Below are 20140 nucleotides of genomic sequence, written 5' to 3'. Positions count from 1 at the left end.
TCCGGGATACTGTGAACCGTGGTGAAAAAGGATGCCTGAATCGTTCCCGCTTGAACGGTTGAATCCGCATCTATAAGATGAAGCTCGGCATCACGCAAAAGGTTATGTTCCCTTAACTTAATCTTAAAACAAGAGAAAAGGACAAATAGTCAATCCCTACACCAAAACAATAACTTGCCATCTCTCCCCATCAGAGTTAACATACACACACTCAAACAACGGGAGGGAAATGTGCTATGTCAAATTCGCCAGATTGGTTTCTCGAAGCGTTACGCCAACGGTTTTATGAATTAGAACTAGCCAGTGAACAACAGGCTTCAAATTTATCAGAAGATGAGCATCTATTCACTCAAATGGATCAATTCAAAACCAACCAAACTGAGGATATCCAACATCTACTATCTGAATGGGAAGAAGCCATAGGCTATCAGCTAAGTCAAGACAAACAATCCATCTATATGGAAGGAGTAAAAGACGGGATTCGATTGATTCTTCCCGTCATACACTCCACAAATATTCGTTAGCCCATTGATTGTCTCAGACTATGGTTTCTCTAGCCGATAAATTCATTTAACAATGTTTTATTAATCTTCTATGATTTCATCTATGCTCATTCCACTTTTCAAGGTAAAAACAAAATGCGCTGGTGAGAGAATCGTGATCTTCTCCACCAACGCATTAAATAGGTTATCATCAAATTGTTCCAGTATATCTTGCCGTGAGCTTAGGATTTGAATAATCTCATCGACTCGTTCCTTGATTTTTGCTTTCTGATCCTCTTCCTCCTCTAGTATCAGCATCTGTTGCCGTAGCTCGTTGAGCTCACTGGAAAGTCTGTTCGTTTCTTCATCATATACAATTTCATCAATCTGATTCCGTAGCTTGAGATTCACTAATTCCTTCAAGTCGGATTTCAATTGTTGCATCTGTCCTTCGATGTTCAATAGTGTTTCTTGCTCTACTCTGCTGGAAAGTACCGATTCAACATTGGCTTTTAGCGTTTTATTGAATCCTTTCTTATCCTTATACATCCGGTTGAACAATCGTACAAACGCGGAATGTAAAACTTGTTCATCGACTGATTTGGCATCACATGCTGCTTTCCCTTCATTTACATACGTTTTGCATTGCCATACTACTTTTTTGGATAGATTATTGCTGTTCCAGGTTCGGCGTTTAAAAATGGCTCCACAGCATCCACAATATACTTTACTGCTTAGTGCATATTTACTGGAGTATCTTTTACTCTCCCCCATCACACTCCCTTTCAGCTTGGCCCTCCGTTCCTTTTCCTTTTGCACCGCTTCAAATAGTTCCTTGGATACAATCGGCTCATGGTTGTTCTCAATTAAATATTGCTGTTCTTGTCCTTTATTCCTTATTCGTTTGTGGGTTAGAAAATCTACCGTTACCGTCTTTTGCTGAAGCAAAGCTCCGTAATATTTCTCATTGGTCAGAATTAAGGTAATGGAGGAATCCCACCACGTATCGCCACCCGTGACTGTTTTAATCTTATCTCGCATCAATCCTCTGGCAATCGCCTGATAGCTTTTGCCATCCAAATACTCCTCGTATATGCGCCGTACAATCTCGGCTTCCTTCTCATTAATGACCAGTTCACCATGTTCATCCTTATCATAGCCGAGGAAGCGGTTCGTGTTACAGAAAACTTTGCCGTTTTGGAAGCCACGTAGTATTCCCCACCGGCTGTTTTCCGAAATATTTCGACTCTCATCTTGGGCAAGGGAACTGAGGATAGTCAGTAATACTTCACCTGTGGTATCCAGTGTATTAATATTCTCCCGTTCAAAGAATACAGCCACTCCAAGACTTTTAAGTTCCCGTACATATTTCAATAAATCCAGTGTATTCCTAGCAAATCTCGAAATCGACTTGACCAGTATAAGATCCAGTTTACCGTTTCGGGCATCCTTTATCATGCGATTAAAGTGCGTTCTATTTTTAGTGCTGGTTCCGGTGATGCCTTCATCTGCGAAAATATCCGCCATTTCCCATTCCAAGTTGTTTTGAATGTATTGGGTATAATAATTGACCTGATTCGTATAACTCTCCTTTTGCTCCTCGGAATCTGTACTGACCCGACAATAGGCAGCGACTTTCTTCTTTTGAATAGATTGAATTCCTTCTACGATGTCCATCGTTTTAATGGGAACGACAACGACTTTTTTTGCGGTTGTGGCTTGTGCCATAGGTGTTTCTCCCTTCGATATCTTCTTATACGGTCACATGTTATAATGCGTGCGGTACATCATCAAGTCCATTTCTGTCCAATGTTACAGCTACTTGAAAGACTTTTTATTCAGCTCATCAATCGCTATGAACTCTTCTTCTGTAATGACATTTTGTAATCTCAATTGCTTCAATAGGCTTAGACTCAGTAGATAATCAATAGATTTTCGTTGCATATGTATGTGCTCCTTTGAAATAAAAATGGCTCACCACGAAGGCAAGCCGATAGATACAAAGCTTAGAATAAATTCTTAAGACTAATGTTCTTTTCTGTGGTAATGCTAGGATCGCTTACTAAAGTGGCAGTCAGTACAAGGGCTTTATTGTCCGCTCCACTACTGCTTCCAGCTTTCACCGTCACACAATTTCCTGCACTCGCTGTTATGCTTCCCATGATCGGAGTTGAACCATCTTGATTCCGTAGGCTCCATTCTACCGACTGGTTGAACACTTCAGTACCATGGTCATAAATATGACTAACGTATGAGGCGCTTTGGCCTGTTTTTAGAACTGAATTGCCGATAATGGCTATCGAATAGATATGTGTCCCCGTTTTAACGACTCTCAATTCAATGGTACTTCGTACTGTGAGGTGATACGTTAATTTCGCAGTGATGCTTGCTTGTCCCAAAGCGATGCCCATAACCTGACCTTGCTGATCTACGCTAATTACACTTGGATCACTTGATATATAGGTAATCGTCGGATTGGCTATCTCATTTCCATTATCCGTAGCAGTCACATTCAACTGTATTGTTTCGTTTAGAGGTACATGAGCTATCGTTCCCTGGTGTATATGTAATGCGTATGTATGAGCAATTTCGTACTTCCATCGGTCTACAATGTTATTTTCCACATCATCATAAGCTGTATTTATGCTATCTAATGTGCAGCTTAACAGGATGATGCCATTCATCGTGCGATCAATTCCAGTCACTTTAAATGGCTGATGAGTCATATAAAATCGTTGGCTTAATGTAATACCCCTCGTATCTGCATTGTCCTGTAAACTAACCATAATATTTCCCTCTGGCATGGAGATAACTTTACCTGTTTCCGTTGAAAACGTTCTGGCTTCTACCACAGTATCAAACCATTCTACCTGCCCGTTCCAGTTCAAAGCCAGCCGTTGATTACACTTTTTCATTCTGCCTCGACAAGACTTTTCATTTCGATCCACCTGACTAGTAGTTAAATAACGTTCATCACGATAATCCACAATATCTCCTGTATGTAAAGGTGTTGCTGCCCGAATAATTTTTTCATCGGTCATTTGAATGGTATTTGTCGCATCTTGAATTAGAGCAAGCTGTCGCATACCATTAATATGCACAAGCTCTCCCTTCTCTCGCAGGAAGAAATCCAGCATGGGTCCTAAGCTTCGTGTCACTCCTTCACCTCCAATGCAAAATCCTGCTTGCAGCGATACAGATACAACTCCACATAATCGCTCCATTCCTTCATGTCCAAAATAATAAAGACAGCCTTGCCAATTCGAACATAGCCGTTTAATTGCAATAAAGATTCCAGTGGACAGAAAGCTCGATATGTTGTCTCTAGTATGTAACCATCTTCAAATGAAAAGCTTTTGCGATAAGGTTGTACATCTGCCTTCACTGACAGAACAGGTGTGAAATTGGCATTATCCAAAATTTCCAGCTTCGTATCATAGAACATTAATCTGTTCCGACCTTGATTTTAGGTAGAGGAAGAGCCAATCGAATACTTGTCGGAATGCCTGTTTCATAGTTAGCTGATCGCTCTCCCTCCTGTTTATTTATAAGTCCAACCGACTCCCTATTCTTATAAAGAAACACCGCATAATCGACCATGACATGATCATATTCCACAGGCAGTGTCGCCACATTACAATAGCCATAAATGTTACTCCTCGCTTTATTCAAATAATGGATCAGGATATCATCCTTGGATATGTCTGTTGGTTCCATGCCTAATAATCGTTTCATCAAATCCATTAGCTCACTCATGTGCTGTCTCCTGTACCTCCTTTACCTGTTCCTTCTCGGTACGCTTCATGCTCTTGGTAGCTTGAGCTTTCGTTTGGGGTACATCTTGCTCCGTCTTATCCTGTTTAGGTTCCTCTACTTGCTCATAATGTCCACTAGCCTGTAACCGCAGTATCAGCTCCTGATCTGTTACTTCCCATATGCAGTCTGTTTCCTGATTCAAAAACCACATCTTATCACCCTCCAAAAATGAAAATAAGGGCATCCAAAGCGGACACCCTAAACGTGTTTCTTCTATTATAATGTGTTTTCATATGATCCCATTCTCAATTAAGACTTATTGGCTGTGAGTACAGCAAGAGCCTCCGGCTTGATACATTTAGCTCCGAATACTTGTAACCCTTTCACTGCATCTGAAAATTGTTTCTCTGGTCTGAACGCCTCCACCGAATCCACTTGCCCGGCAAACGAAATCGCACTCTTATGACCTGCGATGATTTTATACTTAACTCCTCCTGTATTTGGCACATTGTTGGATTTATAAACAGTCATGCCATCAATATCTCCCACATAGCCTGTGCGAATAATATTTGGGTCTTTGGTAAAACGTGCATCTTTCAGCAGCAAGCCATAGTACCATGCGGGAACCACCACAAATCGTTCCGTTTCAGGTACATTATTTTCGTCCAATAGTACGCCTAGATCAATCAGTAAATCATAGGCCGTATCTTTCGTTGGAGTTATAGGTGTTGTATCATTACCGATTGTATTCTCAGCTCTAACCTCTGTATAAAATCCAGCGAGATACTGATCCACCACATTAGCAAGCCCATACGAAGCTTCTACGATCCCACCATCCAGTAGATTCACATTCGCTTGAGCAGCATCCACATCATCCACCTGAAAATTGAAATACTTGGCCTGATCGATCACCAACGTTTTTTGCGTAGCATCTAGTTCCTGTGGGTTACCGATTCCAGCAGCTTTATCATAATTGCCAATCGTTACTGCCCCAATCGAATTAATTTTTACAGTGGAGCCTTGGCCTTGAATTTCCCCTTCGTAATCGGTGTTGACGACATTACCGTACACCAAATTCTTTTTCAGGCTTTCATTTAAACGTGCGCTCCAAATGGTAGGAATAAAATTTTGTACTGACATATCTAATCACCCTGTCCTTTTCTATTGATTATTATTTGTTTTGTAATGCTTGTTTGACTTGATCCCAATGCTGATTAATTTCGTTTTGGGACATTCCTTTGATCGAATCCAATGTAAATGTGCTACCTGTTGAACCAGCCGGAGGTGTATAGCCATCTCCTTTGAGTCGTTGCTCGACTTGCTGTTGAATTGCCAGTTGTAACGATTGTTCCAACATATCTAAATTCGCTGTCGTTGCGTCTTCATCTGTACCAATAAAAAAATCCACTAAAGGGAGTGGAAGTTTCTTTTCGGATGCAATTTTAATCGCTTGGCTGGTTAACCGTTCACGCTGCTTCTCTAGCTTCATATTCTCCACTTCGGCTCGCAGCTTCTCGACTTCAATTTCTTTCTCATCCTTAGCCGGGAATCGCTTTTTAATCTCAGCGTCCACTGCACTTTCCAAATGATTGGCTTTCCACGTTTCCAACGATTTAGCGGATCGTTTGTCCACCGTGCTATCGAACCAACTTTTTGCTTCCTTGTTGGATTGGATATATCGCTCTATCCCTTCTACGCTATACGGATTTAAACCCTGAAGATACGTTTGCCATTCCTCGTTTGTTTGGTTTTCTTCAATCAACTGCTTCACTTGTTCCAATTTCACTTTCGTTAATCTCCTTTATTGCCCATCCGACTCCTCAGAACCGAACACGCTTATGTATGTATGGAGCCTTTTAATGTCATGCTCAGGACAGCAATGTAACGCTTTAGAAATCACAAAAACGAGGAAAAGGTACAAACATACCAACTCCCCACTTTTGCCTGTTTTTCATCCTTTGTTTATGCGTATTTTGGATAGCCTAAAGCGTTACATCCACCCTATTGCTTACCTAAACCTCAGAAACGTATATGTATGGTGAAACTGTATCATATTGAATATCATGTTCAAGACAATCATGTAACGCATTAGAAAACGCAAAAGTGACGAAAAGGTACAAGCATACCAACTCCTCATTCCCGCCTATTTTTAACCCTTTGTTTATATGACTTTTTCAACCTCTAAAGCGTTACATCGAGCTGTCTTTTTGTCTGGACTTCCGAACACGCATCCTGATACTTTCTTTTCTCGCCCTACCTCTACACTTGTCACAGTATTTCTGCCGATTCGAATTTGCCGAAAATGTTCCTCCACAACGTGTACAGTTCACCCTCGGTTTTGCTGTATTAAACCCAACCTCTACATTCCGATCAGACTTATATTCTCGCTCCAGCTTCTCATCCATTGGCAGCACTCCATTTTCAAAATATGTACAACGGGGCAGAGCATCACCTTGAATAAAGAATACACATGGGCCATCCTGTAAACAGCAATAGTTTGGGATACCGTACTTCGCTCCAAAATAACAAGCACAATTATTCTTGACCAGTCGCTTAAACCTATTTTTATTCTGCATTTGATACCTCCTTATCCGTAGCAATTAATCGTTGCTGCTCCGAATGAAATTTATTGAATTCCAGCTTCGGATTCTCAACAAACGGAAGCAACGTCAGCAACGTTTCCTGTGAGACCACTTCTTTCAGTTTCACAATCACATCTGCCATCCCAACCAAATCTGTCGGCAAGTTGCGAGTAAACTTCACCGCAATATCCCGGTAATCATATTGAACGCCTTCTTTAATGTACAGAAAGGTGAAGAAATTGCGTAGACGCTGCTTGATTGCCTTTTCCATTAAGGCTTCACGCATTGCTACTCGATTCTCCAGATTCAGCAGCTTGTTTCTAAGCGCTAGGGAAGATGTATTGCTGGCCCAATTTTCATTAAAGTTAACCTGATCCATCATGTCGAAAATTTTGCGTTCAATATTGTCCAACTCGTTCTTTACAAAAGAATCATTAATCTCCTTCGTAAGCCAGCTTACCTTTCCTCCAGCCGGAACTTGAATAATGCCCATCTTCTTCATATTCAACAAGTCTTCAGCTTCCAGCTTGGCATTCTCAATCACCAGATAGGCATTGCGATGATCTGCAATTTATTGACCAAATCGGAATTCAATGCGTTATAGGCATCGAACAAAGAAATCACATCCTGGAAGCCACTTTTTCTCTCCGTATTGGCTAGACAGGAGATGAGCGGAACTCTTCCAAAGATGTGATTATGTTTGCCGATATATTTTAATTCAGGCGATTGATTTTGCTTACTCTGAATCTGTTTGTCAACGTTGCCGATTGTATAATGTAGAATTTCATGGTTGGTGTACACATCCAAATATACTTGCTTATCGAATCGACGGGTAAATTTATGTAAGCCAAACAGTACATTTCTTTCTGCTGTTCCGTCCTCCAATACATACGCATTCAAAGGGGATAGCACCGTCGCTGAAAATTGACCTTCCGAATCAATATAGTTCAATTCAAAGCTCTCACCAAAGATTTCAGACTGTTTCCGAAGCTGTAGATTATGCTCTTTGTCCCAATGACTCATATGTATATCTATATTATGTATGGCATCATCCTGATCCGACTTGGACACATAGTTTACTGGCTTACCGAGCAGATAACCGACTTCATTATCCACGAACTTACGTGGGAAATTGAAGATAAGCTTTTGGTTGCTGCGGCTTTCTTGCATTGCATAGTTCTTGAGAATAGCATGCTGACCATTGTAGTAATCTGCATATTTCTGTTTGGCTATTGCAGCCGATTGGAGTTCATTTAGACATTCTATAATGATTTGTTCCGTAATTTGTAAATACATCCTTCCTTTCAAAATGGGTTATCTAATTTTTGCTTGAATAAAGAAAAGAACCACCTTTTAATAAGGTAGTTCCTTGTTGAATTTCCTTTCACCGTTGATACTCTGCTTAAGTGAAGTATGGGAAGTGATCGCGCATAAAATGAGTTAACGCATCCTTCAAATTTCTATGCTGTTTCTTATATTGGAACAAGATGGCCGAGGTAAGCACGGTTTCATAGTCCTCGATAGTAATAGTCCAGAACGGTGGTTCCTCAGGGTTATAATTAAATTCACTAACGATGCCATATGCTACACCTAGCTTGTCAATCCTCTCGTGTAGGATCTGATAGATCTCACCACTCAATTGATGAATATCACTCTGTTCCAGAACCTTCTCCTCATTCCAGCCGTCCATAGAATATTAACCTCCTTACATACCCGTGATTAAGCCAAACGGGGATTATAACAAGTATCTATTGGTAACAATATATTATTACGGGCAACAGGTGGACGGATATTTAATACCAGGTGTCTTATTATCAAAACGTAAATGGACACAAATACATTTCATCTGTTTAACAGCTCGTTTATCTTCAAAGAAAATTATTAAGATACAGGCGAGGAGCTAACCTTATTTGCACTCGTCCAACTCTAGTTATTATCTGTTGAGCTTATTTACGGATTATTACCAGCACCAACCACGACTGAGAAAACTCCCTCTTCATCGTGCTTCAGTATGACGATAAAGGTGCCGGGCATAGATTCTGGACTATTCGCTGCATCAAGTTCATACCAACCCTTCAACCGTTCTGAAAGGAGCTTACTCTCGTACTGGATAACATCTCGCCCCTCGTCTACCTTATACTCCTTGACCTTAACAGCGTCACTTGGAATTACAGAAGAAGCCTCGCGTATAGCTTCCTTTACAGAGCGCCTTGGCGTATCCGTAGCTTCAAATGACAGGGTTACATTCAAAGCCGTGTCTTTCTTTGTAACGTCATCTTCGGCATAAATAGCCAGAAAACTATTGTTCTGATAAGAACTAATGCCAGCATTTTGCCCATTCTCATCTGCCCCGCGGAGATGTTCGATAGTTTCCTTCGTATCACCAAGTCCTCCTGCCTTGGTGATCAGAGGTTCTATAGTTGTGCCTTGATCTTTTACTGGCTCAGAAGCCTCACCGCTTACTGTATCAGTCACAGCTTCATCTGCAGCAGTTGATTCAACCGTGCTTATTGTCTCTACAGCATTATCGTTGTCTTTGCTTTCTTTGGTTGATTCCCCGCAACCTGTTAACGTTACGTATAGAGCAATACATCCTGCCATAATAAGCAATCTCTTCTTGTAAATCCCCACACTCCGACCTCCATATTTTATAATGTTTAATTCTATCCTTCATTTACCAATATTGTATTATAAAAAAATTAAGCTCGCAGTCTGGACGCTATCTGGTATATTGTTCAATGTCTTCTATATTCGAATTTCTTCTCATATGGTCCTCATATTCATGTACGTCGTTATTTAATTTGGCCACAGCTCCCCAACCCGAGAATACAAGCAGGAGTACTCCCATCAAGGCATAGGCGAATGTGAAATAATTCAAATAAAAGTTTAAAACAATACCACCTAAAATCAGCAGCAATACAATCCACAGCGTCCACTTTAAGCCCTTCTTCAATAAAATCTCTCCCTCATAAGGATTCCTATAATGTTTCTTTATGTATCATGATACATACGATTCACATGTCTAAAAAGTTCAAGAAATTTAGGCATCATGAGTGCTGTAACTGTTATTGTCTTGATTACAGTTATCAGCTTGTATGGTTGCCACAACACTTAACTATTCTACCCGTTAGTTCAATCCATGGTCGTCGTCAATTATCCACGAAAATTCTTTCGTAATCGAAATTGCAATGCTAGATAATATTAGTTCTAAGATGTCATCAGTGTATGTTGGTACATCAATTTCAATTAAATTTACTTCTTCAGTACCATCAAGTGTGTCGAAAGCATAGTTCCCATTTGGATTAGCGAGAATACCAGTTACTTTAACAATCTCCCCATTGACTTCTTTATGAAATGTTAGGTGACTTGCTTTTGTGAATCCCAAAACAGAGGTTAAGAATTGCTCAGCAACCTCCGATTTAATTTTGGACATGTACTTATCCGAATGGATACTTATATAGTCGTACATAGTTTCACCGTACTCATGTCTGCCCATAGCTGCCTTTTGCTACTTCGAGGGAGCTTAAATAGGTAACGAATCAATATGAGATTCAACTTCAAAAATAAATTCTTCAAGGCTTTCACAATCAAACCGTTCACTTCCTTTATTTATCTCAAACAATACTAGATAGCTATGATGATTTATTAAAAATTGCCAACCCTGTCTTGAAATCATAGCCTCCAATATTTGACAGTAATCAAATAACTTTTCAACGTCAGCTCTATTCATTAAGTCATAATCCTGATAAGTGGTTCCTAATGGTTCAGGAAAGATTCGATATGCTAACCATTTTATTCCAATTTAACACACCCCTTAGAGTTACAACAGCAAATGCGGTCATAATTAGTGATTCGACATTTTCCTGCTGTATCCTGTCCATTGACTTAACGAGATTGGATAAAATAAGATTTGAGTTTTAGCAAAACCCTCAAAATAACAAACTTCGATCATAAAACTTCAGACTCTTGACCGACTGTATCAATTGAACAGCCCCATATAAACTATCTGGGCGCATCGTCGTATGTACAGTTTCGATTGTAATCCTTCACTTGATGGTTATATCTGAGGTTATCCGAATTGAAAAGAATATGGCCCTTCTTCACTTCCGGCTCCAAGCTAATAATTCGTTCATGCTTCTGCCCCTTGGAATGGACACTTTCAACAGGCGTATGTATCTTCACTTTCCATAATTCTTCTTCAAACTTTTGCTTCATATAGCTTTGCGCTTGATTGACTTCAAATCCCAGCTTATCTACAGGATAAAGCTTCAATTTTTCAATAGCCACTTGGAACAAATCATCCGGCAGCAGTTTATAGATGTTCCCGTCAATCACATACATTTGCTTCGTCCTTCGGTGCTGACCAATAATTGAAATAGCCGTAAAGTCATTTTTCTTCCCTGCTTTAATAGCTGGATCAATGTACATGGCTAGTTCCATGTCCTCAAATTCAGGCAATCTGTCCCAATACATGAGATTTTGAAATATGTATTCGTCTGTTAAACGCGGATCGTTTTGTAGCTCTTTATAGAAACTCTTTTCACCCATGGCTTGCTTCTTGCACATCAAATAATAATAGTCCAAGTACTCGCTCCACAGGATTTCTGTACCCTTTAGCATTTCCTTCTCATTCGCCATGAAAAAAGACAAAGCCGTATTGATCCTGTCCTCGTCTTGCAAGTTATTATATTGTCGCTCCCACTCTGACCACAGATCATCCCGTTCCGAAAATTGAAGCACAGCTGCTTTACGAATACTCCTCACACCTGGGATTTTACCTTTGAGCAAATCAGCCATGATGTCCTCTTCATTCAAAATGGTTCCACAGATCAGAATATTGGTATCCCTTGTACCAATAGGCAGAATAACATCCGTAAATGTATTTTTAATCTGTTCTCGTTTGGCCTCGGATCGTGCCGTATCCTCCTTGAGCAAATCATCCATTAGAACCAAGGTAGGACGATGATGCTTATAGTGAATTCCTCTCAAGCTACCGTCAATCCCACGAATCATAATGCAAGAGTCCAGCCCACCTTTACTCTTCAGCCATATTTCATTATTGTTCCAGCGGCTCCCTTTACGAATCCCAAAATCCTCAATCAGCATCTGATTTGTTTCTAGCTCATCTTTGATCATGTCCAAGAAGGGCAATGCAATTTGTTCTGTGGCTGATATGATCAATGTAAATTGTGATTTATCATATAAAGTTGCATACAGCGGAAATAAAAAAGAACTGATCGTTGACTTTCCATGCTCCCTTGGGAGTCCGAAAGCTGTAATCAGTCCTGTATTCGCAAGCATATGTCTTAATTCCGAAAATAACTCTTTGTGAAACTGTCCAAATGCTCGATCAAAGTATTTAGGAAAATAGGCTAAAGCGAAAAACTCAATGTCCATCTCACCAATAAGTTTGCGTAGTTCAGAGAAAGAGAACGTTTCGATCAATTGTTTCATTTTGGGCGGCTTGAAATGCTTCTCCATATACTGCTTCAGCAGCTCAGCTTGGCGTTGCTCTTCTTGCTTTATCGTTTCAATGGGTATAGCTCCTTTCTCATATTCACTATAAAATCATCACAAAAATTTCTGCACCCTTTGCTGGCAGCTCCGTTTATCTACATAGAAGTACCCCTCCCTCCACGACAAAAAGAGTGGCTCATTACCACTCAATATTCGACAAAGCCATTTCCATATCTTGCTGCGTGGTTAGGGTATAGATATTGGTCGTTGCTACATGATCATGTCCAAGGATTTGTTGGATGGTCGTCAAGGGAGTCGTTTTCACCAGCTTATAGCCAAGTGTATGTCTGAGCATATGGGGTGTGACCTTTACGTTGATCCGATCTCCATATTTGTTCAAAATCAGGTTGATCGCATTTCGTTCCAATGCTCCACGCTGGCCAATACATAGACATTCTGATTCACTGTGTGGTCTGACTTCAAGATACCGAGTAATGGCTTTTCGTACATCCTTATTTAATGGAATAGTACGAAAGGAATTCCCTTTACCGAATACCTTCAATAATCCTTTGCGTTCACTTATTTCAATATCTTTCAGCTTGATGCCAACCAATTCGCTTACCCGTATCCCCGTTCCAAGCAACAATTCAATCATACAGATATGCATCCGATTACCCATACGGTGAATTTCATTCCGCAGCTTCCACAAATCCTTTTCTGCTAACCCTTTGTATTGGCGAACAACCTTGTTTCTGACCGCTTCGATATGTATATCTTCCTTAATATAGCCTTGTTGGTGCATCCATTGTGAAAATACGTTGATACTGGCGATCTTACGGTTAATGGTGAGTACAGCTTGGTTGGTGCTTTGCAGAGCCTTCTTGTACTCTACTCCATCCAGTTCAATCCACTTGTCCAGTCCATATTCCGTTTTCCTTTGATACCAGGTTATAAACTGCAATACGTCTCTAATATAGCAGGAAACCGTATTTTCACTCCGATCCTTGCTCCGTAAATGTACTTCAAACCCTTGAATATAGTCCATATTCGCCCCACCCTTCGCTTGTGTGTCACATCATACCGTTGATGCGAGGGAAAGTCCACTGATTGCATAACTTATCTTATGCACTGAATTTGGGCAATTTACGGGCTAATTCAGGGCTGAAATGGGCGTTTATCTATACAAATACTGACGGCATAACGTTATGGCTGCGAATCATCTGGCTCCATATATCCTTCCTCAATCTCGACCGATTCCTCAATAGCTTCATATTCGGCATCCACTATATCAGATTCGATCATATCTAGAAATAGCTGCTTCCGTTCCTGCTCCAGTGCCTTCGTATTGACCACTAGCTCACGCCGATCATTCCACTCGTTAGGTGCGCGGTTCTTCAAGTAGAATATCATCGCTGTCGGATTAGGAGGCTGATACCTTTTCACCTTTTCAATGCGTGTTTTCTTTTTTTCATTTTTATCCTCTTCAATAATCGTTTTAATTTCTTCATATTCATACCCTGTAGCAGCTTTCAAAAGTGAATTTTCTACGTGGGATATAGGGACAGATTTGCTCCATTTGACTAGTTCAGCCAGCATCGGATGTTTATCAATATACTCGTACCAAGTCGTTTTACCTATATCGAGTTTCCTGATAATGTCTCTGCATTCACGCCTTCTTCGCACCATTGCTGGATTTCCGCTAGTCTAGGATATACATGGGTTTCCCACTTGGTTGGACGTTCCAATGCTTCCGCAAATTTGGGATGCTTTCTACGGTAATCGCCTAATGTCCAAATATGAATATTGAGTCGCTTAGCAATCTCTTCATCTGTGGCTCCTTCACGTACCCAAATGGGAATATCCCTGAGTCTTGGCACAACAAATTGATCGTACTTGGTTAGTATCTTCGGACTATTTCTTTTGGGCTTGTCACTATTTTTGCTCATCTTCTGCTCACCTCCAGCACGAAAAAAGCCTATGCGAATGTGCATAGACCTTTGTTTTTAAAGTTGTGTTCCATTTACAGATTGCATCTCAGGGAATTTCCGTTGATACGTTTTGAACAGTACATACTTTTGTAAACCTTTGGATTGATGCAAGGCTTGTTGTGCCAGTTTTAATGCTGCTGCATAATGATTTGATTTCAACTCCAATTCGGAAAGAATTGCATTTTTCATCCAAGGCGTTGGAATGTCGTGAATGATTTTGTGAGCTTCCGCATTATTTCCTTCTTCCATACATACGATAGCTCGATAGTAATTTTTATATGCCAGTGGTTTGATCAATTCGATTTCTTCTTTAACCGTCAGAATTTCTTTTTTATAGAAAGCAAAAACGGTTTTATATAACGCTTGTTTGTGAATTCCCTTATACTTTTCGAGCAATAGTCGGATTGAGTCTTCTACTTCTTCATCGATTTCATGGGCTAGAGCATAAAATAGATGGTATTCTGGCTTACTCTTTCGCGACATTAAAAACTTTTCAATTCTCTTCAAATTAGAATCCCATAATACAGTAAAAAGAATAGGCACATATAGTATCAAAAACATCAGGATGAAAATGATTATAAAAGCTAACGCATTATTGATGTGTAAACGATCCACAATCATCCACATGACAATGACAAATACAAATGTGACAAGATTTCTTATATTCCAGATCATCTAGCTTCCCCTTCTCATGCTGTTGAACATGTTGATTTGTCTTATCAGAGTTAATTCAACAAATTTGAATGTAATTCCTTCTTTTCCCTATAAGTAGTAGCTATTAGACCAGCACGAAAAAAGGGAACAGCCAACTATCGGCCATTCCCCATATGTATTCCAGCTTACTCTTCAATGTTGATGGGAATTTCGTAAGCAAAAATCTCAAAAATAGTCCGAAAACCACCCTTTCGACGACCTGACAACTCTTATTTTCAGTCAATTTCACGGACATGGAACTGATCATAGGCTGACAGCTCGATCAATATCCTTGTTACTTCAGACTTGTTGTACCCAACAGTCTCCCCAATCTCCTCTGGTTTTCCATCAAGCAAATAGATGGTCTGTAAACGATATATAGTGTTCTCTTTGTCTCACCAAAGATCATAACACTTTTTTTTTTCCGTCAGAATCGGTATAAGTAATGGTATAGGCAGATCCATAATCAAGCTCGGTAATAATTTTATGTATCTTATCATCCATTTCCTTATCCTACCCCCAACGCTTTAAACACTGCATCGGTCGGATCTGAGTAAAATACGGGCTGAACCTTTATCAGCAGATCAGCAGGAACCGTTTGAAAATCCACTACGGAAGAGGCTGGTATCAATACCTTTTTCGCTCCCGCGTCTACACAAACCTGAAGCGTATTGGCGAACTCCTCAACTTTTGCAATAGTACCGCCGACCGTCATGTTACCAAGTACGACCATGGATTCTTGAACGGGTCGCTCTAATGCACCTGAGCATAATCCTATCAATTCAGCTATAGCTAATTCATCCGTCAATCCGATGCCCTGCAAGTCGCTAATATGCATCAAATAATCCTTGGTCTTCGTGCTAATCGAACCGCTGATACTCTTACTATTTGAAGTAAAGTAACGGAAAGCGGTATCCAAGCTTTCTTTTGCTCCTCGATGTGATCCAACACCCGACTTCTCAAACTTCCCTGTCCCCGAAACGACCTGGTTCTCCAGTTTATATACCCCGATCATGCCAGAATCGCCATGCCCTACGGTGTAAACATGCCCAGATTTTCCAAGCCCTTCAGGTATAAGTTTGCCTCCACCTTGTTCTGGAACGGAAACATACTCCTCACTCAGCGTTTCCTTATCAATGTAGGAGAAATGAACATCGTAGAATTCCATGCCTCCGATTTTCTTGAGCTGTTCTTTTACTCGTCTTCTTCCTTCAAGGGCATACTTCAGAATTTCCTCGATGTCATCTCTTGTATACTCCCCGTTTGGATAAAGGAGCTTCACCAAGCCTGAAACTGTTTTACGAACCGCTATTACATCTCGTTGATTCAGATTATTACCCAGCTTAAAGTAGCGATCAATGGCATCTGCAAACGAGCGTTTTCGCATTTCCCTGAAGTATTCAGCCATGTAATCAACAATGAAACCGTACTTATCCGTAAAGAAGTCAGGACGCATCTTCGGAACTTCCCAGCCTGGCAAGTAGTAATGCATCCGATCAAAAAACGCTGAATCATTTGCCATTGCTTCAGGGAATGGTGCAAATAGATGGGATGTCTTTATTAAAGAATCAAGGCTCTGATTGATATTCCCGACGAATACCATAGAAGCAGAAGCCGCCTTCTCTTCTCTGCCTCGTGCAAAGGATCCTGAAGCCATGTAATCCTTCATGATTTGAATGCCGTCTTTATCTTTGAACGTTATACCCGCCACCTCGTCGAAAGCCACAATGTCCCATAACCCAACTAAACCAACCTTCTTGCTGGACATATTGTAAAAGAGGTTAGCAACCGTCGATTGGCCACCTGATACGAGAATAGAGTTAGGTGAGATCTCTTTATAAACATGCGACTTACCCGTCCCCCGTGGACCCAGCTCACACATGTTATAGTTGTTCTCGACAAGTGGCACAAGTCGAAGCAACAGATGCCACTTCACTCTTTCCTCAAGTTGAGTTGGCTCCATGCCCGTCGAACGAATAAGTACGTCTATCCATTCCTCTTTCGTGAAGCTCTTTCTACCCTCGAATACCTCGTTCAGATCCATGTTCGGCATCTGAATCGGCTTCAAACTACTGATACTAAATGGATTACTGTTCTTCACTTCCTCATCAAAGAAATATTCCATCTTCAGCATGCACCAGATGCCACCGGCCAAAAGCTTATCGAATTCTTTGACATAGCTCGGCGAAATCGGAACCCCTTTAAGTCCAAGATTCGAAAACTCCGCAACATAGGAGTCAATCTTCTCATTTAGGGTGACGGTGATCTTATCGATAACTGAATATTGCCCCAATTCTCGGATTCTCGATTTAACCTTTTCCGCCTCATCTGGTCTTACAAAGTTATCTGAGAGTATCTTCTTTACCCGCTCAATTCCTTCTCGAATGTTATCCTCGTCATCTGTCGCCGCATACATGCCAAGTAAATATTCAAGTACATACACAGGGACGTTTGCCCCTTCTTTCATAAGCTTCGTCAGATCTTTTCGGACGACCCTTCCTGAAAATACGTCATTCAGTTTCCGATCTAAATCAAGTGTTTGTCCTTCATTTATTGTCTCCATTTGGTTTCCTCCCTCCTCTAAAAGTCAAAATCACTTACGATGGCCAAATTGATTGTGAATTGTGTTTTTTCAATGACGATATCCGTCTCAATGTCTTTCGTAATGAGGTAATAGTTACTATTCTTGTCATACGGAATCGACTTCAACGCAAACCGAAGCTTAAATGTACGCTCGTCTGGCTTATCAGATGTGAGATCACAGATGATCATTTCCTCGTTACTAATCACGTTATCGGCATCATCCACCATGTAGATCTTCACTGTTCGAGGAATTCGTTTGTCCTCTACTTTCTCCGTCTGGAAGAAGGTAAGGTTAAATAGGCTATTGGTAATCTTTCTGGTAGTGTTTGTAAGCTTAACATCCACCTTCTCGATTTCACGACTATTCTTCTGCCCACTACGGATATTCTTAAATTGAATGAGTGGCACAACGATCTCTTGAAGGCTGGCTCCACCGTGAACAAAATTAGCTCCAGCTCCTTGTATTTTAAAACGAATCGTGGCTTTCGGAACGTAAGTTGTGATCTGATGTTCATTATGGATCATCTTGTCCAAATTAATATCGAGAAGACCGCTCCGCTCTCCTTTTTCTTGGGAGAACAAATATCTCCGTTTGACTTCAAAGGCTTGAATACCTTCGTTCTCAATCTTGTCACTCTCTTCCAATGCATCACGTTGATATACAAAACCATGATCCGCTGTAATGAAAATGTTCGTACCGCTCAAATCATCCTTGATAATTTTAACTATATCGTACAATTCATCAATGGCTTTCTCCGCCGCTGTGAACGTATAAATCTCGGTCGATGCCTTATCTCCCGTTGCATCAATGCTGTCGTGGTAAATGTAAACCAGTTTCTTACCCTTGAATGTCTCCCTGCGACCAGCCTTGTTCATATTTTTCAGCTCTTGAAAATGAATTGCCGTGCTATCAGATACTGCTGATTGGAGAATTCCAATTCGGTTGTCGATGCCGCTTGAAGACTTGCCATTCACTAATACATTACCACTCAAGTCAATCTCTAAGTTCTTGTGCGGCAAAAGTGATGCCATACCCAATTTCGTGACGGATGGGAGTACGCCTAATAATGGTTGAATGTCGCAAGCTCCCGTTGTCTCCGAATTCAGCTTATCCGCCAACTCCGCCGCTATCTCATAACGCAGGGCATCTGATATGATAACAAATACCCGATCACCATTGGAAATTTTCGGAGCAACAAAGCTTCGATAGAAATCCTTCTGGTTTTGAATCCCTGGCAGAACCCAACTTGATTTCATCTCATCGTGTACAGCGGCGGACCAGTGCGAGCTTAATTCGCTCATATACCAGTTGGTATATAGGTTCTCAACCATCACTTTGAGCTTCTTTAGAATTTCGCTGTTCGAATCATTGTCGTAAGCAAAATAGAATTTTCTGTAGTACATATCCATTTGGTGATAGTCATTCACATACGCTCGGTACATGTCTACTGCTTGCGTCCTCGGAATACCCATGCTGTACTTCTTATGAAATTCGAACATTTTTACGGTATAGAACAATGCTTCATAAATGGATTGATACCGCTCATAATAGTGCTTTGCTCTCCGTAGGTTAATCAGCTTCGTATATGCATCATAATCCTCAAGCCGATCTTCCAGACTGTTGGCGATATAGATGATAATTGCCTTATCGAAGTAAGGGAACGTATCCGCCGCCTTAAACGCTTCAACAGGGAGCAGGTTTACGATATCCGATAGCCTAATTTCTCTCTCGGCAATTTCAGCATACTCATCATAAATGTGATAATCCGTTTTATGATGCATCCAGTGGTCGACGAACACCAAAGCATTGGACTTGTTTCGAGTAGCAATGTAGCCTTTAACCAGCGAAAGACGTTCCTCACTAACCGTATGGCTAAGTGCAGTGACCGTCAGATGGATAAACAGCGTTTTAAGCGACTTTTGACTTTGCTCATAGCCATACCGCTCAGTTACCGTATTCCAAAACACTTCTAACCCTACATACTTCGAAATCGAATCCAGATACTTATTTTCGCTGTCATCAAGTGAATCCATCAGAACAACTTTCAGCACATCCTCGAAATCTGGAGTCTTGAGGTTGCACAACGCATTCATCATCATTAGTTCAATTGTTCCTTCAGAATTTGCCTTAACCTCGAACCCCTTGAATTTCTTAATCCGATCCTTACTCCCAAAGAATTTCTCATATTTCTTTACTGAACTCCGAAGAGAAGGATCGATGTTCAGTTCATTCATGATGAGGGATATCCTATCTGCATAGAACGTCTTCGAATACAGAATTGTATCCAACAGCCAATTGTCCTCCATGCTCATGTCCAGGTTGGAATAGATCAAATAGTTCGAAGTGGGATCCTCTTCTTCGAGCAACACCTTCGTATAGAAGCTATTTCCCTCAGTCAGAGTATGTATTTTGACGTTCTCAAGGGAAATCTCATTTATGTAGTCGGCAAACTCCTGATCCTTATCAAACCAGAAGATGATCTTCTTACGCTCACCTTCATTGAGGGGCTGAAGAAAAGCTTCTTGCAGTGCCTTTGTAACTTCATCCATATTCATTATTTATCAACACCTTTTTTCATCGGGCTAAAAACAGGGATAT

The 20140-nt window shown here is 40.7% G+C and carries 22 protein-coding genes and 1 pseudogene; 1 reads left to right on the top strand and 22 read right to left on the bottom strand.

Annotation, left to right across the window (positions count from 1 at the left end; translation table 11 throughout):
• The first annotated feature begins 236 nt into the window (after positions 1-236).
• A complete protein-coding gene (locus ACWA2B_RS16435) occupies positions 237-524 on the top strand; it encodes a hypothetical protein (protein ID WP_340956397.1) in 288 nt (95 codons plus the stop codon).
• Between the two features lie 60 nt (positions 525-584).
• Here the strand turns inward: ACWA2B_RS16435 and ACWA2B_RS16430 are convergent, their stop codons facing one another.
• From ACWA2B_RS16430 to pglZ, 22 genes and pseudogenes are all read right to left on the bottom strand, one after another.
• Positions 585-2210, bottom strand: coding sequence for a recombinase family protein (locus ACWA2B_RS16430; protein WP_340956398.1), 1626 nt, complete (start codon positions 2208-2210; stop codon positions 585-587).
• A 90-nt stretch (positions 2211-2300) separates the two neighbouring features.
• Positions 2301-2426, bottom strand: a complete 126-nt coding sequence (locus ACWA2B_RS16425) for an SHOCT domain-containing protein (RefSeq protein ID WP_256873800.1) — start codon at positions 2424-2426, stop codon at positions 2301-2303.
• A gap of 62 nt (positions 2427-2488) precedes the next feature.
• Entirely contained in the window at positions 2489-3640 is a 1152-nt protein-coding gene (locus ACWA2B_RS16420; RefSeq protein ID WP_449292414.1) for an Ig-like domain-containing protein, read from the bottom strand.
• Positions 3637-3927: a hypothetical protein gene (locus tag ACWA2B_RS16415; RefSeq protein ID WP_016821845.1), complete on the bottom strand. Its 291-nt coding sequence runs from the start codon at positions 3925-3927 to the stop codon at positions 3637-3639. Before ACWA2B_RS16415 ends, ACWA2B_RS16420 begins: the two co-directional genes overlap by 4 nt.
• A complete protein-coding gene (locus ACWA2B_RS16410; RefSeq protein ID WP_016821846.1) occupies positions 3927-4238 on the bottom strand; it encodes a phage head-tail connector protein in 312 nt (103 codons plus the stop codon). Before ACWA2B_RS16410 ends, ACWA2B_RS16415 begins: the two co-directional genes overlap by 1 nt.
• Positions 4231-4449, bottom strand: coding sequence for a hypothetical protein (locus ACWA2B_RS16405; RefSeq protein WP_340956407.1), 219 nt, complete (start codon positions 4447-4449; stop codon positions 4231-4233). The genes ACWA2B_RS16410 and ACWA2B_RS16405 overlap by 8 nt, the downstream gene beginning before the upstream one ends.
• Positions 4450-4547: 98 nt before the next feature.
• Positions 4548-5378 (bottom strand): P22 phage major capsid protein family protein, encoded by an 831-nt coding sequence (locus ACWA2B_RS16400; RefSeq protein ID WP_016821848.1) that lies wholly within the window; start codon positions 5376-5378, stop codon positions 4548-4550.
• Between the two features lie 31 nt (positions 5379-5409).
• Positions 5410-6024, bottom strand: coding sequence for a DUF4355 domain-containing protein (locus ACWA2B_RS16395; RefSeq protein WP_340956409.1), 615 nt, complete (start codon positions 6022-6024; stop codon positions 5410-5412).
• 403 nt (positions 6025-6427) lie between these two features.
• Positions 6428-6814 carry a hypothetical protein gene (locus ACWA2B_RS16390; protein ID WP_016821850.1) on the bottom strand — a complete coding sequence of 129 codons (387 nt, stop codon included), beginning with the start codon at positions 6812-6814 and terminating at the stop codon, positions 6428-6430.
• Positions 6804-7990: pseudogene (locus tag ACWA2B_RS16385) on the bottom strand (phage portal protein). The gene ACWA2B_RS16390 and the pseudogene ACWA2B_RS16385 overlap by 11 nt, the downstream one beginning before the upstream one ends.
• Before the next feature lie 232 nt (positions 7991-8222).
• Positions 8223-8510 (bottom strand): hypothetical protein, encoded by a 288-nt coding sequence (locus tag ACWA2B_RS16380; protein ID WP_449292413.1) that lies wholly within the window; start codon positions 8508-8510, stop codon positions 8223-8225.
• A gap of 260 nt (positions 8511-8770) precedes the next feature.
• Positions 8771-9421, bottom strand: coding sequence for a hypothetical protein (locus tag ACWA2B_RS16375; RefSeq protein WP_449292412.1), 651 nt, complete (start codon positions 9419-9421; stop codon positions 8771-8773).
• A gap of 118 nt (positions 9422-9539) precedes the next feature.
• Entirely contained in the window at positions 9540-9773 is a 234-nt protein-coding gene (locus ACWA2B_RS16370; RefSeq protein WP_318627479.1) for a hypothetical protein, read from the bottom strand.
• Between the two features lie 174 nt (positions 9774-9947).
• The gene (locus ACWA2B_RS16365; protein WP_318627480.1) at positions 9948-10253 is read right to left on the bottom strand and encodes a hypothetical protein; all 306 of its coding nucleotides are present in this window, start codon (positions 10251-10253) and stop codon (positions 9948-9950) included.
• A gap of 90 nt (positions 10254-10343) precedes the next feature.
• Entirely contained in the window at positions 10344-10550 is a 207-nt protein-coding gene (locus ACWA2B_RS16360; RefSeq protein WP_318627481.1) for a hypothetical protein, read from the bottom strand.
• 272 nt (positions 10551-10822) lie between these two features.
• Positions 10823-12301 carry a phage terminase large subunit gene (locus ACWA2B_RS16355; RefSeq protein WP_449292411.1) on the bottom strand — a complete coding sequence of 493 codons (1479 nt, stop codon included), beginning with the start codon at positions 12299-12301 and terminating at the stop codon, positions 10823-10825.
• A 175-nt stretch (positions 12302-12476) separates the two neighbouring features.
• Complete coding sequence (locus ACWA2B_RS16350) at positions 12477-13322, bottom strand: tyrosine-type recombinase/integrase (protein WP_449292410.1); 846 nt, start codon at positions 13320-13322, stop codon at positions 12477-12479.
• A 158-nt stretch (positions 13323-13480) separates the two neighbouring features.
• Positions 13481-13873 carry a hypothetical protein gene (locus ACWA2B_RS16345; protein WP_449292409.1) on the bottom strand — a complete coding sequence of 131 codons (393 nt, stop codon included), beginning with the start codon at positions 13871-13873 and terminating at the stop codon, positions 13481-13483.
• 38 nt (positions 13874-13911) lie between these two features.
• Positions 13912-14223 carry a hypothetical protein gene (locus ACWA2B_RS16340; protein ID WP_449292408.1) on the bottom strand — a complete coding sequence of 104 codons (312 nt, stop codon included), beginning with the start codon at positions 14221-14223 and terminating at the stop codon, positions 13912-13914.
• 57 nt (positions 14224-14280) lie between these two features.
• Positions 14281-14940: a hypothetical protein gene (locus tag ACWA2B_RS16335; RefSeq protein ID WP_449292407.1), complete on the bottom strand. Its 660-nt coding sequence runs from the start codon at positions 14938-14940 to the stop codon at positions 14281-14283.
• A 526-nt stretch (positions 14941-15466) separates the two neighbouring features.
• A complete protein-coding gene (gene brxL / locus ACWA2B_RS16330; protein WP_449292406.1) occupies positions 15467-17521 on the bottom strand; it encodes a protease Lon-related BREX system protein BrxL in 2055 nt (684 codons plus the stop codon).
• 17 nt (positions 17522-17538) lie between these two features.
• Positions 17539-20097: a BREX-1 system phosphatase PglZ type A gene (pglZ, locus tag ACWA2B_RS16325; RefSeq protein ID WP_449292405.1), complete on the bottom strand. Its 2559-nt coding sequence runs from the start codon at positions 20095-20097 to the stop codon at positions 17539-17541.
• Positions 20098-20140 lie beyond the last annotated feature (43 nt).

It is taken from the genome of Paenibacillus sp. CMM36, assembly GCF_053570945.1.
Note: the sequence above shows the minus strand (reverse complement) of the source record. Positions and strands in the feature narration are given on the sequence as shown.